13 protein-coding genes and 1 pseudogene are annotated in these 13785 nt (G+C 71.4%); 11 read left to right on the top strand and 3 right to left on the bottom strand.

Features of this window, described 5'->3' with window-relative positions; all coding sequences use genetic code 11:
- Positions 1-19: 19 nt before the first annotated feature.
- The gene (locus tag ACFWM7_RS05200) at positions 20-382 is read right to left on the bottom strand and encodes a DUF1844 domain-containing protein (protein ID WP_010057174.1); all 363 of its coding nucleotides are present in this window, start codon (positions 380-382) and stop codon (positions 20-22) included.
- Positions 383-717: 335 nt separating this feature from the next.
- Here ACFWM7_RS05200 and infC point away from each other — a divergent pair, with 335 nt between their 5' ends.
- The 9 genes from infC (at position 718) to ACFWM7_RS05155 (ending at position 10757) form a co-directional block, all read left to right on the top strand.
- The gene (gene infC, locus ACFWM7_RS05195) at positions 718-1434 is read left to right on the top strand and encodes a translation initiation factor IF-3 (protein WP_073779549.1); all 717 of its coding nucleotides are present in this window, start codon (positions 718-720) and stop codon (positions 1432-1434) included.
- A 121-nt stretch (positions 1435-1555) separates the two neighbouring features.
- On the top strand, positions 1556-1750 hold the full coding sequence (gene rpmI, locus ACFWM7_RS05190) for a 50S ribosomal protein L35 (RefSeq protein ID WP_003970213.1): 195 nt from the start codon (positions 1556-1558) through the stop codon (positions 1748-1750).
- Between the two features lie 107 nt (positions 1751-1857).
- Positions 1858-2241, top strand: coding sequence for a 50S ribosomal protein L20 (gene rplT, locus ACFWM7_RS05185; RefSeq protein WP_003970214.1), 384 nt, complete (start codon positions 1858-1860; stop codon positions 2239-2241).
- A 114-nt stretch (positions 2242-2355) separates the two neighbouring features.
- The gene (locus ACFWM7_RS05180; protein WP_383255271.1) at positions 2356-3201 is read left to right on the top strand and encodes a TrmH family RNA methyltransferase; all 846 of its coding nucleotides are present in this window, start codon (positions 2356-2358) and stop codon (positions 3199-3201) included.
- Positions 3202-3370: 169 nt separating this feature from the next.
- Positions 3371-4549, top strand: a complete 1179-nt coding sequence (locus ACFWM7_RS05175; RefSeq protein WP_383255269.1) for an ATP-binding protein — start codon at positions 3371-3373, stop codon at positions 4547-4549.
- Positions 4550-4665: 116 nt separating this feature from the next.
- On the top strand, positions 4666-5805 hold the full coding sequence (gene pheS, locus ACFWM7_RS05170) for a phenylalanine--tRNA ligase subunit alpha (protein WP_359617199.1): 1140 nt from the start codon (positions 4666-4668) through the stop codon (positions 5803-5805).
- Entirely contained in the window at positions 5805-8345 is a 2541-nt protein-coding gene (gene pheT, locus ACFWM7_RS05165) for a phenylalanine--tRNA ligase subunit beta (RefSeq protein ID WP_383255267.1), read from the top strand. Before pheS ends, pheT begins: the two co-directional genes overlap by 1 nt.
- Positions 8346-8790: 445 nt before the next feature.
- Positions 8791-10140 carry a transcriptional regulator gene (locus ACFWM7_RS05160; protein ID WP_383255264.1) on the top strand — a complete coding sequence of 450 codons (1350 nt, stop codon included), beginning with the start codon at positions 8791-8793 and terminating at the stop codon, positions 10138-10140.
- A gap of 86 nt (positions 10141-10226) precedes the next feature.
- Positions 10227-10757, top strand: coding sequence for an NUDIX hydrolase (locus ACFWM7_RS05155; RefSeq protein WP_383255262.1), 531 nt, complete (start codon positions 10227-10229; stop codon positions 10755-10757).
- Positions 10758-10848: 91 nt separating this feature from the next.
- Here ACFWM7_RS05155 and ACFWM7_RS05150 read toward each other — a convergent pair whose 3' ends face one another.
- A complete protein-coding gene (locus ACFWM7_RS05150) occupies positions 10849-12018 on the bottom strand; it encodes a cytochrome P450 (RefSeq protein WP_383255260.1) in 1170 nt (389 codons plus the stop codon).
- A 130-nt stretch (positions 12019-12148) separates the two neighbouring features.
- A pseudogene (locus ACFWM7_RS05145) lies at positions 12149-12250 on the bottom strand (3-hydroxyacyl-CoA dehydrogenase family protein); the annotation flags it as partial.
- Between the two features lie 478 nt (positions 12251-12728).
- Between ACFWM7_RS05145 and ACFWM7_RS05140 the strand changes: the two are divergent.
- Both ACFWM7_RS05140 and ACFWM7_RS05135 read left to right on the top strand, forming a co-directional pair.
- Complete coding sequence (locus tag ACFWM7_RS05140) at positions 12729-13121, top strand: SseB family protein (RefSeq protein ID WP_189527147.1); 393 nt, start codon at positions 12729-12731, stop codon at positions 13119-13121.
- Positions 13118-13783: a hypothetical protein gene (locus ACFWM7_RS05135; RefSeq protein WP_383255258.1), complete on the top strand. Its 666-nt coding sequence runs from the start codon at positions 13118-13120 to the stop codon at positions 13781-13783. Before ACFWM7_RS05140 ends, ACFWM7_RS05135 begins: the two co-directional genes overlap by 4 nt.
- The last annotated feature ends 2 nt before the right edge of the window (positions 13784-13785 follow it).

Here is a 13785-nt window from a genome sequence, read left to right as displayed (position 1 = left end):
GTACGGGGGAGGGCGGCGGCTAGCCGTAGACGGGACCGGTGTACTTCTCGCCGGGGCCGTGGCCGGGCTCGTCCGGCACCAGCGAGGCCTCGCGGAAGGCGAGCTGGAGCGACTTCAGGCCGTCGCGCAGCGGCGAGGCGTGGAAGGTGCTGATCTCCGTGGCGCTCGCGTCCAGCAGTCCGGCCAGCGCCTGGACCAGCTTGCGGGCCTCGTCGAGGTCCTTGTGCTGCTCTCCCTCCTCGGTGAGGCCGAGCTTCACGGCGGCCGCGCTCATCAGGTTGACGGCGACCGTCACGATCACCTCGACCGCGGGGACCTCCGCGATGTCGCGGGCCATGTCGTCGAAGCCGGGGTTCTCACTGCTGGGGGTCGCGTCGCTCATGCCCACACGATAAGGCCAGGCCACCGCCCTCCCGTGCGCGGGAGGGCGGCCCGGCCCCCTGGTGTGCGCCCCGGGGATAGTGCGGTAAGCTGGTGCAACGACCGGCCGTACATCTCTGTGTGTGCGGCCCACAAGTGGAGGCTCCGATCTCCCACCTGGCCGTCCTCACCGGACGGCGGGTCACCGGTCAGACGGTCCCCATCGTTCCGTACGGACGATGGAGCCGTCCGATGCGCCCCGCGGTTGACCGCGGCGGTGTTCCGGTAGTTCCTGGAGCCCCGCCTGTGTCCCGTCCGGGGCATTTTTTGGCTTCCGGCACGGTTGGTCTCAACGTTATAAGACGTTACGCGGCTGTCCGCCAGGCGGTCGCGTGGTGCTACCGAGGAGGATCCATCAGCGCCGAGCCCCGCATCAACGACCGGATTCGCGTTCCCGAGGTCCGACTTGTCGGTCCCAGCGGCGAGCAGGTCGGGATTGTTCCGCTTGCCAAGGCCCTGGAACTCGCACAGGAGTATGACCTCGACCTGGTCGAGGTGGCGGCGACAGCCCGTCCGCCCGTGTGCAAGCTCATGGACTACGGGAAGTTCAAGTACGAGTCGGCCATGAAGGCCCGTGAGGCGCGCAAGAACCAGGCGCACACGGTCATCAAGGAGATGAAGCTCCGGCCGAAGATCGACCCGCACGACTATGACACCAAGAAGGGTCATGTCGTCCGGTTCCTCAAGCAGGGCGACAAGGTCAAGATCACGATCATGTTCCGTGGTCGTGAGCAGTCCCGCCCGGAGCTGGGCTTCCGACTGCTCCAGCGTCTCGCTTCGGACGTCGAGGACCTGGGCTTCATCGAGTCCAACCCGAAGCAGGACGGCCGGAACATGATCATGGTTCTGGGCCCGCACAAGAAGAAGACCGAAGCCATGGCCGAAGCCCGTGAGGCCCAGGCCGCCCGCAAGGCGGAGCGTCAGGGCACGACCGACGCACCGTCCGAGGGCGAGACCGCCGAGGCCCCGGCCGACGCGGCCGAGGCTCCGGCCGAGACACCTTCCGAGGCGTGACCTTCGGGGGCCGCCACCCAGGCGCCCCCGGGTCATCCCGGAATCCCATAGAGATCTGACGCCCCTGCAGTCCGGTGCCCGGCACCGTGAGGGGCGCCACTGACGAGGAGAGAACGGCGCGATGCCGAAGAACAAGACGCACAGCGGTGCCAGCAAGCGCTTCAAGATCACCGGCTCCGGCAAGGTGCTCCGCGAGAGGGCCGGCAAGCGCCACCTGCTCGAGCACAAGTCGTCCAAGAAGACCCGCTCGCTGACCGGCACGGTCGTCGTGGCTCCGGCCGACGCCAAGAAGATCAAGAAGCTTCTCGGCAAGTGAGGCCCGGCCTCCGGCTCGCCCCGGAGGCACGACCTCGATCACACCGGGACCAATTCGTTTCCGGGCCGTGTGAAGACACCCACGGCCCCGCTACAAGGAGTTAACAAGTGGCACGCGTCAAGCGGGCAGTCAACGCCCACAAGAAGCGCCGGGCAATCCTCGAAGCCGCCAGCGGCTACCGCGGTCAGCGCTCGCGCCTGTACCGCAAGGCCAAGGAGCAGGTCACCCACTCCCTGGTCTACAACTACAACGACCGCAAGAAGCGCAAGGGCGACTTCCGTCAGCTCTGGATCCAGCGCATCAACGCCGCTGCCCGCCAGAACGGCATGACGTACAACCGCCTCATCCAGGGTCTGAAAGCCGCCAACATCGAGGTGGACCGCAAGATCCTGGCCGAGCTCGCGGTCAACGACGCCAACGCGTTCGCCGCCCTCGTCGAGGTCGCCCAGAAGGCCCTCCCGAGCGACGTCAACGCCCCGAAGGCCGCCTGATCCAGGCACCACCTTCCAGGTACGTGAACCGGACCCGCAGGCGCACGCCGTCTGCGGGTCCGGTGCGTTGCCGCTGAACCCCACCGCCGTACGCAGAGAGGCTCGCCGCCGACCATGGGCACCCCCGAACTGATCTCCCCCCGCTCCCCGCGCGTCGCCGCCGCCCGCCGGCTGGCCCGCCGCAACTTCCGGAGCAAGGAGCGCAGGTTCATCGCCGAGGGGCCCCAGGCCGTGCGCGAGGCCGCCGCCCACCGCGGCGGGGACGGTGAGCCGACCCTCATCGAGCTGTTCGCCACCCCCGAGGCCGCCGACCGGTACGCCGACATCGTCGAGGCCGCCCACACGGCGGGCGCCCGGGTCCACCTGGCCGATGCCGAGGTCCTCGCCGACGTCTCCCAGACCGTCACCCCGCAGGGCCTCATCGGCGTCTGCCGCTTCCTGGACTCCCCGTTCCAGGAGATCCTGGCCGCCGAGCCCACCCTGGTGGCCGTTCTGGCCAACGTCCGCGACCCCGGGAACGCCGGTACGGTACTGCGCTGCGCGGACGCGGCGGGCGCGGACGCGGTGATCCTCACCGACGCCTCGGTCGACCTCTACAACCCCAAGTCCGTACGGGCCTCGGTCGGTTCGCTCTACCACCTGCCCGTCGCCGTCGGCGTCCCCGTCGAACAGGCCGTCCAGGGCCTGCGGGACGCCGGGGTGCGGATCCTCGCTGCCGACGGGGCCGGCGCCGACGACCTGGACGACGAGCTGGACGCGGGCACCATGGGCGGCCCGACCGCCTGGGTCTTCGGCAACGAGGCCTGGGGGCTCCCCGAGGAGACCCGCGCGCTCGCCGACGCCGTCGTCCGCGTCCCCATCCACGGCAAGGCGGAGAGCCTCAACCTCGCCACCGCCGCCGCCGTCTGCCTCTACGCCTCCGCCCGCGCGCAGCGTCCGCGGCGCGCCCCCGACGCGTAACGCCGCGCCCTCACAGCCCGTCAGCACCCGATCCCGGCCATTCCCGCGCCCCCTCCCACCGGCGCACTCCCCTCCGGCCCCCACGGGGTGTCGCCGGTTCACCGACGCCTAGTAGGGTGACGAACTCGGGGGCCCACTGCACCGGTTCGAGAGGTGGGGATACGGGAAGATGGCTGTCGGCATGAGCTCGCCGCGACCGGCGCACAGCACCGCACCACGCGCTGCGGGCGAGGAGCCGGACGCGTCGGCGGCCGGCCCGGACGGCCTCGGCGCCGGCATCGGCCCGGACGCCACCGGCATCGACCCGGACGATCTCCCCGACGGTCTCGTCGTCGCCGACGCGAGCGGGCACGTCGTCTGCTTCAACGCCGCCGCCGCCCGCATCACCGCCACCCCCGCCGCCGAGGCGATCGGCAGGCCCCTGGACGTAGCCCTCCCGCTGGAGGACCTCAAGGGCAAGCGCTGGTGGCCGCTGACCGACCCGTACGGCGGTCTCGCCACCCGCAACGGCCAGCCCGAGCGCAATCTGCTGCTGCCCGGCGGCCGCGAGGTGCTGGTCTCCGCCCGTTACGTACGCGAGCACCCGACCGGGCCGGTGCGCCGGGTCGTGGTCTGCCTGCGGGGGACCGAGGCCCGTCGCCGTACCGAACGCAGCCACGCCGAACTGATCGCCACCGTCGCCCACGAGCTGCGCTCCCCGCTGACCTCCGTCAAAGGGTTCACCGCCACGCTGCTCGCCAAGTGGGAGAGGTTCACCGACGACCAGAAGCGGCTGATGCTGGAGACCGTCGACGCCGACGCCGGCCGGGTCACCCGGCTCATCGCCGAACTGCTCGACATCTCCCGCATCGACTCCGGACGCCTGGAGCTGCGCCGCCAGCCCGTCGACATCCCCGCCGCCGTGGCCCGGCACATCCAGGCGCTGATCACCGGCGGCCAGGCCGCCGAGCGCTTCCTCGTCCGCACCCGGGGGCCGCTGCCCGACCTGTGGGCGGATCCCGACAAGGTCGACCAGGTCCTCGGCAACCTCCTGGAAAACGCGGTGCGCCACGGCGAGGGAACCGTCACCATTGAGATCGCCCCGGCACCGGCGCAGGGAGCCGACGACGAGACGGGAACGGCTGTCACCGTGAGCGACGAAGGCCCCGGCATCCCCGAGGAGTCGATGAGCCGCGTCTTCACCCGCTTCTGGCGGGGCAGCAAGCGCGGCGGCACGGGCCTGGGCCTCTACATCGTCAAGGGCATCGTCGAGGCCCACGGCGGCACCATCACCGTCGACCGGGGGCCCGGCGGCGGAGCCGAGTTCCGATTTATTCTGCCCGTGAGCATGCCCGCCTACCTGGTGTGAGCGGCCCACGGGCGCCCCGACCGTCCTGCGGCCTTTAGACTCGACCTTTGGCACCTTTGCGTCCTCCGGTCGTCCAGCGGGGTCGCGCCACCAGCCAATCGGAAGCACGGGAAGAGATGTCGGCACCGAACAAGTCGTACGACCCAGTCGAGGTCGAGGCACTGAAACCGGAAGAGATCGAGCGCCTGCGGGACGAGGCGTTCGCCGCCTTCGCCGCCGCCGGTGACCTCGACGCGCTCGCCCAGGCGAAGACCGCGCACACCGGAGGTACCTCGCCGCTGTCCCTCGCCAACCGCGAGATCGGCGCCCTGCCCCCGCAGGCCAAGGCCGAGGCGGGCAAGCGCGTGGGCCAGGCCCGCGGCGCCGTCTCCAAGGCCCTGGCCGCCCGCCAGGCCGAGCTGGAGGCCGAGCGTGACGCTCGCGTGCTCGTCGAGGAGGCCGTGGACGTCACGCTGCCCTACGACCGCGTCCCGGCCGGCGCCCGCCACCCCCTGACGACGATCATGGAGCGCGTCGCGGACGTCTTCGTGGCCATGGGCTACGAGATCGCCGAGGGCCCCGAGGTCGAGGCGGAGTGGTTCAACTTCGACGCCCTGAACTTCGTGCCCGACCACCCGGCCCGCCAGATGCAGGACACCTTCTTCGTCCAGGGCACGACGCCGGACGGCAAGGCCACCGAGGGCGACGAGTCCGGCGTCGTGCTGCGTACGCACACCTCGCCCGTCCAGGCCCGCTCGCTCCTGGAGCGCAAGCCGCCCGTCTACGTGGTCTGCCCCGGCCGGGTCTACCGCACCGACGAGCTGGACGCCACGCACACCCCGGTCTTCCACCAGATCGAGCTGCTCGCCGTCGACGAGGGCCTGACCATGGCCGACCTCAAGGGCACCCTCGACCACATGGTCCAGGCGCTCTTCGGTCCGGACATGAAGACCCGGCTGCGGCCGAACTTCTTCCCGTTCACCGAGCCGTCCGCCGAGATGGACATGGTCTGCTACGTCTGCCGCGGCGAGTCCGTGGGCAACCCGGACCGGCCCTGCCGCACCTGCGGCAGCGAGGGCTGGATCGAGCTGGGCGGCTGCGGCATGGTCAACCCCAAGGTGCTCACCGCCTGCGGCGTCGACCCTCAGAAGTACAGCGGATTCGCCTTCGGGTTCGGCATCGAACGGATGCTGATGTTCCGCCACAACGTCGAAGACATGCGAGACATGGTCGAGGGTGACGTCCGGTTCACCCGGCCGTTCGGGATGGAGATCTGATGCGCGTCCCGCTTTCCTGGCTGCGGGAGTACGTCGACCTGCCGGCGACGGAGACCGGCCGTGACGTACAGGCCAAGCTCGTCTCCGTGGGCCTTGAGGTCGAGACCGTCGAGCAGATCGGCGCGGGCCTCAAGGGCCCCCTGGTCGTCGGGCAGGTCCTGACCATCGAGGAGCTGGAGGGGTTCAAGAAGCCCATCCGCTTCTGCACCGTCGACGTCGGCACCGCGGGGGGGTCCCCCCGGACGGAGTCTGGGGGAGGCACCGGCGAACCGCAGGAGATCGTCTGCGGCGCCCGTAACTTCTCGGTCGGCGACAAGGTCGTCGTGGTCCTCCCGGGCGCGGTCCTGCCCGGCGACTTCGCGATCGCCGCCCGCAAGACGTACGGCAAGACCTCGCACGGCATGATCTGCTCCACCGACGAGCTGGGCATGGGCGACGACGGAACGCACGGCATCATCGTGCTGCCGCCGGAGCACGAGGTCGGCACCGACGCGATCGAGCTGCTCCAGCTCGTCGACGAGGTCCTCGACATCGCCGTCACCCCGGACCGCGGCTACTGCCTGTCCATGCGCGGCGTCGCCCGCGAGACCGCGACCGCCTACGGGCTGCCGCTGCGCGACCCGGCGCTGCTGGACGTGCCCGCGCCCAACGCGTACGGCTACCCGGTCCAGATCTCCGACCCGGTTCGCTGCGACCGCTTCACCGCGCGCACCGTGACCGGTCTCCAGCCCGAGGCCCGCTCGCCGATCTGGATGCAGCGCCGCCTCCAGAAGGCCGGCATGCGGCCGATCTCGCTGGCCGTCGACATCACCAACTACGTGATGCTGGAGCTCGGCCAGCCGCTGCACGCCTACGACCGCAACCGGGTCGACGGGCCGATCGGCGTGCGCCGCGCCACCCAGGGCGAGAAGCTCACCACGCTGGACGGCTCCGTGCGTGTGCTGGACGCAGAGGACCTGGTCATCACCGACAACCGCGGGCCCATCGGCCTCGCGGGCGTCATGGGCGGCGCCAACACCGAGATCGCCGACGCCGACGGCGAGCACGCGCTCACCACCGAGGTCGTCATCGAGGCGGCGCACTTCGACGCGATCTCGATCGCCCGCACCGCGCGCCGCCACAAGCTGTCCTCCGAGGCGTCCAAGCGCTTCGAGCGCGGCGTCGACCCGCAGGCCGCCGCCGCCGCCGCGCAGCGCACGGTGGACCTGCTGGTCCTCCTGGCGGGCGGCACCGCCGAGGCCGGGGTCACCGAGATCACCTCGCCCCACGCACCGCGCACCATCGCGATGCCGGCGAACCACCCTGACCGGGTGGCCGGTGTGGAGTACGGCCGCGAGACCGTCGTCCGCCGCCTCCAGGAGGTCGGCTGCGACGTCTACGGGCAGGACGAGCTGATCGTCACCGTCCCGTCCTGGCGGCCCGACCTGAACGAGCCGAACGACCTGGCCGAAGAGGTCATCCGCCTGGAGGGCTACGAGAACCTGCCCTCCACGCTGCCGACGCCCCCCTCCGGGCGCGGTCTCACCGACCGCCAGCGGCTGCACCGCCGCATTGGGCGGGTTCTGGCCGGAGCCGGTTACGTCGAGGCGCTGAGCTACCCGTTCATCGGCGACGCGGTCCTCGACCAGCTCGGCCTGGGGACGGACGACGCCCGCCGCCGTACGGTCAAGCTCGTCAACCCGATCTCCGACGAGGAGCCGGCGCTGCGCACCACGCTGCTGCCGGGTCTCCTCGGCGCACTGCGGCGCAACGACGGCCGCGGCAGCCACGACCTGGCGCTCTTCGAGACGGGCCTGGTCTTCCGGCCCACGGGTGAGGAGACGGCCGCCGTCCGGCTGCCCGTCGACCGCCGTCCCACCGACGAGGAGATCGCTGGTCTCGACGCGGCCCTGCCGCGTCAGCCGCGCCGCGCCGCCGTCGTCCTCGCGGGCGCCCGCGAACAGGCCGGCTGGTGGGGCAAGGGCACCCCGGCGACCTGGGCGGACGCCGTAGAGGCGGCCCGCCTGATTGCCGCGGAGGCCGGGGTCGAGGTCATCGTCCGCGCCGACCAGCACGCCCCGTGGCACCCGGGCCGCTGCGCAGCGCTGTACGTCAGCGTGAACGGCGAGGAGACCCTCTTCGGACACGCGGGCGAACTGCACCCGCGCGTGATCAAGGCGCTCCACCTGCCCGAGCGGACCTGTGCCGCCGAGGTCGAGCTGGACGTCCTGGAGCAGGCCGTCGACGGAGCGCTCCAGGCGCCGAGGATCTCCACCTTCCCGGTGGCGACCCAGGACGTCGCGCTCGTCGTCGCCGGGGACGTCCCGGCCGCGGACGTGGAGCGGGCGCTGCGCGAGGGTGCGGGTGAACTCCTCGAATCGCTGCGGCTGTTCGACGTCTTCACCGGCGAGCAGATCGGCGGGGGCAACAAGTCCCTGGCGTACGCGCTGCGCTTCCGCGCCGCCGACCGCACCCTGACCGTCGAGGAGGCCTCGGCCGCCCGCGACAGCGCGGTGGCCCTGGCCGCCGAGCGTACGGGCGCGGTGCTGCGCGGGGCGTAACAACCCCTGGGCGTTGACGTAACGCCTTCAGAGCGCTGAGAAGGGGCGTATCCCGGCCACCGGCCACCGGATACGCCCCTTCTCCGTCCCGCCGATCGGCGGAGGGACCACACGCAGGATCCGGAGCGGGAACCGGGAGGAAACGCGGTTCCGGCCGCCGTTCCGCAGCCACCCTCCTTCTCGTCGGTCAGTGGGCCGTGCGGTCCGGGCGCCGTCCGCACTGCCTCGGAGTGTCGGGCAGGTCGGCAGTGCGGACGGCGCGGGTGCGGGTCGTGGGCGTTACGAGGGGGAGCCGACGACCCGGCCGCCTCTTGCGAGGGAGTTCATTCAACCGAGCCCGGGCCCCGCGCGGCAGAGCGCACAGCAGGAGGGTTCGGGCATTCCGTTCACACCCCGTGTGAATCGTGCTCCACTAGGCTCATTGCGACACGCACCTGGGGGGACGATGGAGCCCAATGTCCTGCTCGAATCGCTGATCGAGGAGGCCGGAGTCTCCCGCGCGGGCCTCGCCGGTCACGTCAACCGGGCGGGCCGGTCCCGCGGGCTGAGCCTGCGGTACGAACACACCGCCGTCTCCCGCTGGCTCAAGGGCCAGCGCCCGCGCGGCCAGGTGCCGGACCTCATCTGCGAGGTGCTGGCCGGGCGGCTGGGCAGGCCCGTCGGCCTCGACGACATCGGCATGGGCGCGTCGGCCGCGTCGGGGACGGACACCGGTGGTGAGGGCGCCTCCCTCTCCGGGTTCGTCGAGCGGGCCACCGCCCTGTGGCGCTCCGACGAACAGCAGCGCCCGCACCTGGCCACCGTCCCGGCCGTCACGGGAACCCCGGCGGTGATGCCGGTATGGGAGTGGGAGAACCCTCCGGAGGACACCGACGTCTCCCGTCCCGGACCCGGTCGGGTGAGCGCCTCCGACATAGCGATGCTCAAGGCGGCCCGCGACCACTACGAGCAGATGTACCGCAAGACGGGCGGCATCGCGACCAGGTCCCGCGTCGTCCGCTTCCTCAACGCGGAGGCCGCGCCGCTGCTGCGCGGCGGCTACAGCGACGCGCTCGGCCGGAGCCTGCACCGGGCGACGGCGGGCCTGGTGGCGGTGGCCGGCATCTGCGCCTACGACTCCGACGCCCACGGGCTCGCCCAGCGCTATTTCCACCAGGCGCTGCGGCTCGCCAAGTCCAGCGGTGACCGGGGGCTCGGCGGCTATGTGATCGCCCTGCTGGTCACCCAGTCGCTGTTCCTCGGCGACTACCGCCGCTCCATCGCCTTCGCCGAGGCCGCGCTGCGGGCCGCAGGCGGGCACATCACCCCCGCTCTCGCCGCCGATCTGCACGCCATGCAGGCCAAGGCGTACGCCCAGCTCGGGGACGCGGCGAGCGCCCGGGCCTGCATCGGGCGGGCCGAGGCCCAGGCGGGCCGGATCCACACCGGCCGGGAGCCGGACGAGACGGGATACGTCCAGCCGGGCCTGGTCGACGTCCAGGTGGCGGAGGCGCTGCTCGGTCTCGGTGACCTGCCCGCCGCCCGGGAGCACGCGGCCTCCGCAGTGCGCGCCCCGGCGCACGACCGGGGGCGTGTGCACCGGCTCGCGATGCTCAGTCATATCGAGCTGCTCCAGGGCGAGGCCGACCGCGCGGCCGGTACGGCGGCCGAAATGGCGCGAAGAGCCCGGGGGATGGAGTCCCAGCGGCTGCGCGACCGGCTGCGGCAGGTCCGGAGCGAGCTGGCCGCGAGCGGATGCGCCGACGCCGTGGAAACCACCGATCTCATCGACGAGGCGCTCCGCGTGCCTCTGTGAGCTCCACCGACGCCCCGCCGTTCGTTCACCACTGTGGCCGAGCCTGCTGGCATGTTGACCCCAACATGTCGAAAGGCGGCAGAACCGTGCAGTGGACGAACTTAAGCGAACAGAATGTGTATCAGAACCCGTGGTTCCGGGTGAATCTGGCGGATGTCGAACTCCCCGACGGCAGCCACCTCGACCACTTCGTCATCCGGCTGCGCCCCGTCGCGGCCGCCACCGCCGTCAACGAGGCCAACGAGGTGCTGCTGCTCTGGCGGCACCGGTTCATCACCGACAGCTGGGGGTGGGAACTGGCCGCGGGCGTCGTCGAGGACGGCGAGGACATCGCGGTGGCAGCGGCCCGGGAGATGGAGGAGGAGACCGGCTGGCGCCCCGGCGAACTGCGCCCCCTGCTCACGGTGGAACCGTCGAACGGCCTCACCGACGCCCGCCACCACCTGTACTGGTCCGACGAGGCGCAGTGGACCGGGCAGCCGCAGGACGCCTTCGAGTCCTCACGCCGGGAGTGGATACCCCTCAAGGTGGTCCCGGACATGATCGCCCGGGGCGAGGTGCCCGCCGCGAACATGGCGGCCGCACTGCTGATGCTGCACCACCTGAGACTGGGCTGACCCCGGTGCCGTAAGAACGTCCCTGTACATGTGGGGAGCCGGCCCCGGGGTGACCGGGACCGGCCTCCTGACCGTGAAGCCGTACGGGACTTCAGAGCAGGACGGGAAGGGAAGCCAACCCGTGAACGAGCCGGGTCTGCCGGCGGTCCAACCGGCCCGCCGGTACGGCGAGCCGGATGTCCGGGAAGCGGATCAGGATCGCGCGCAGGGCGATGTCGGCTTCGGCTTTCGCGAGGGGCGCGCCGACGCACCGGTGGATGCCGTGGCCGAAGCTGAGATGACCGGCCGCGTCCCGGTCCAGGTCGAGCCGGTCCGGTGCCGGGAAGCGCTCCGGGTCACGGTTGGCGGCCCCGAGGGCGACCAGCACGGGGACGCCCGCGGGGATCTCGGTTCCGCCCAGGGTGATGGCTTCCGTGGTGAACCTGAAAGTGGAGGTGCTGACCGGGGCGTCGAAGCGGAGCAGCTCGTCCAGCGCGTGCGGGAGGGCGTCCGGGTCGCCGCGCAGGCGTTCCATCGCGGCGGGGTGCCGCAGCAGGGCCAGTGCGGCGTTGCCGAGGAAGTGGGTGGTCGTCTCGTGGCCGGCGACGAGCAGCAGCACGGCCAGCGAGACCAGCTCCGCCTCGTCGAGGTGGTCCTCGCCGTCGCGCGCGGCGATGAGGCGGTCCAGGAGCGAATCGCCCGGCCGCAGACGCTTCGACGCGATGAGGCCGGTCATGTATGCGGCGACGGCGTGCGAGGCGGCGTCGGTACGGTCGGGCTGTCCGGCGGAGAACAGTTCGGCGGACCAGTGCCGGACCTTCGGCCGGTCGGTCTCCGGCACGCCGAGCAGTTCGCAGATCACCATGACCGGAAGAGGGACGGCGAGGTCGGCGACGAGGTCGACCGGCCCGCCGACGGGCCACCGGTCCAGCAGCTCATCGGTCAGCCGGGTGATGAAGGGGCGGATCGCGGCGACAGCGCCGCTCGTGAACGCTCCGGTGACCAGCTTGCGGAGCCGGGTGTGACGAGGCGGGTCGCTGGCCAGCATGGTGTGCGCGACGGCGGGATGCAGCCGGCGCTTCGAGTCCTTGCCGGTGAAGAAGGCGGCGGTGTCCTTGGAAAGCCGCTCGTCGCCGAGAGCCTGCCGGGCCTCCGCGTATCCGGTGACCAGGTAGCTGTGGCGTCCGCCGGATCCGGATGCGACGGCTTGCACGGGGCACCCGGAGCGCGTGGCCCCGGATGCGGGACCGGGGGCCCCGGCGGACTGGCTGGTGTCGTTCATGGTGTCCGGCTCCGAGCGGTGAGGTGTACCGGTGGCCGGACGCGTTCGGGCGATGCGGCCCGTCCCGGCCGGACGGCGTGCCCCGGCGGGCCCGGCGGCGTCGCGAGTGCCGGGCCCGTCAGCAGGACGGTCAGTAGGCGTAGAAGCCCGACCCCGTCTTGCGGCCGAGGCGGCCCGCGTCGACCATGCGCTGGAGCAGCGGGGGAGCGGCGTACAGGGGCTCCTTGTACTCGTACAACTAGTCGGTGGTCGGGGAAAGACTACCTACCCAACCGTCGAGGGCCGCCTGATCGCGCTCGGTTCGACGGCGTCTGTCTGGAGTAGGCGACCAAGGGACGGTTCAGCCGCGTTCGGTGTTCTCGGGCGGCCTGCCCCGGAAGTCGCGCCCGGGCGTTCGTCCTCACCTTGGACATGGCCTTCGTACCAGCCGCGGACGCCCGCGTGGAGGATCGCCTCCTCCGCCCTGGCTTCGCCGGTGGATCACGGCCCGGCTCCTTTCATACTCAAGGGGGCGGGACATTCTGTCGCCGGAGGCCGGTGACGCTCCCACTCGACGGTCTCGCGGGACATACCGGAGGTGCCCATGCCCATGAGGCGGAGGGGCGGGGGCACTTGGACCTGCGAGAACCGGCCCACCCGCATACTTGTCCTGCTCTACGGTGCCATCAGCCGACCAGGACGAGGGGGAACCCGTGGGACAGCAGAGGACGATGCTCGCCCAACGAATATCCGAGCAGCGGGCGGGGGTTGGTGATCCACGGGCGTTGGTGGGTGAGATGCGGCGCACGGTTCTTCTGGTTCCGTCGGGGGAATCCGGCCTGTGGAGTGCCCGATCGGGCGGTGTTCGGTGGATCTGTGCGTTCACGGACGAGACGGCGCTGGCCCGCTTCGCTGTTCACCACGGCCCGGGTGATCGTCTGATGGACTACGTCGCGCTGCTCGGGGCGCGGATCGTGGATGAGATCGTGCCGACTTTGGACGAACCCGCCGGGCTCGCGGTGGACATCGCCGACGAGGACGGAGCGATGTTCTTCCCGCCGGTCAACGGCATCGTCCCGGACGGCGCGGCGGTCGACTCCGGCGCAGGAGGGGGGCGGCCGTGAGCGGTGACGGATCGGACCTCGCCTTCGATCAGACGTCGGTGGCGAAGTTCACGCGGGGTGTGGGCGCGACCATTGATCAACTCGGTGAACTCGGCGGTGCCACCGGGTCGGTGATGGGCAAGGGGTTCTCGGGTCTTGCCATGACGGGCATGGAGGCAGGGCATCGAGGGCTGTCGGTGGATTTCGAGGATTTCTGTGAACGGTGGGAGTGGGGAGTGCGCGCCCTGGTGAGCGACGCGAGCGCGCTCGCGGACCGTCTCGGGCTGGCGGCGGGCACGCAGTGGGAGCACGACCAGTACGTTGAGGGTTCCTTCAAGGTCGGCGTCAGCGCAGCGATGGGCGGTAGCCCACACGCCAGCGAGGAGGACATCTCCCAGCAGGGCTGGGGCGACATCTTGACTCCCGACTACCTGGACCCGGACTGGAGTGCCGAGTCGTTCGAGAAGGCCGGCCAGGACGTGGAGCAGACCTGGAAGGACACCGGCCGCACCGTCCTCACCGAGGGACAGGGCGGTCGGGAGGCGGAGAGGCTCAAGACCGAGCTCGGCCTCAGCGACGGTCAGTGGGACCGGGCACTGGACGACACGTTCGGGCCGTCGCCCGAGGAACGCGCCCAGCAGGCACCGCAACAGGGCGACGCGAACGCAGGCGGGGACGACTGAGG

Origin of the sequence: Streptomyces sp. NPDC058375 (assembly GCF_042723425.1) — a bacterium.
Classification (GTDB): domain Bacteria; phylum Actinomycetota; class Actinomycetes; order Streptomycetales; family Streptomycetaceae; genus Streptomyces; species Streptomyces durocortorensis.
This window is presented reverse-complemented; position numbering and strand designations above follow the sequence as displayed.

What these genes read in the sequence shown, in the direction of transcription:
- pheS (WP_359617199.1), top strand. Translation starts at nt 4,666, where the DNA reads ATGTCGGCACCGAACAAGTCGTACGACCCAGTCGAGGTCGAGGCACTG.
- ACFWM7_RS05200 (WP_010057174.1), bottom strand. Translation starts at nt 382, where the DNA reads ATGAGCGACGCGACCCCCAGCAGTGAGAACCCCGGCTTCGACGACATG.
- pheT (WP_383255267.1), top strand. Translation starts at nt 5,805, where the DNA reads ATGCGCGTCCCGCTTTCCTGGCTGCGGGAGTACGTCGACCTGCCGGCG.
- ACFWM7_RS05150 (WP_383255260.1), bottom strand. Translation starts at nt 12,018, where the DNA reads ATGAACGACACCAGCCAGTCCGCCGGGGCCCCCGGTCCCGCATCCGGG.
- ACFWM7_RS05175 (WP_383255269.1), top strand. Translation starts at nt 3,371, where the DNA reads ATGGCTGTCGGCATGAGCTCGCCGCGACCGGCGCACAGCACCGCACCA.
- rpmI (WP_003970213.1), top strand. Translation starts at nt 1,556, where the DNA reads ATGCCGAAGAACAAGACGCACAGCGGTGCCAGCAAGCGCTTCAAGATC.
- ACFWM7_RS05180 (WP_383255271.1), top strand. Translation starts at nt 2,356, where the DNA reads ATGGGCACCCCCGAACTGATCTCCCCCCGCTCCCCGCGCGTCGCCGCC.
- ACFWM7_RS05140 (WP_189527147.1), top strand. Translation starts at nt 12,729, where the DNA reads ATGCTCGCCCAACGAATATCCGAGCAGCGGGCGGGGGTTGGTGATCCA.
- ACFWM7_RS05160 (WP_383255264.1), top strand. Translation starts at nt 8,791, where the DNA reads ATGGAGCCCAATGTCCTGCTCGAATCGCTGATCGAGGAGGCCGGAGTC.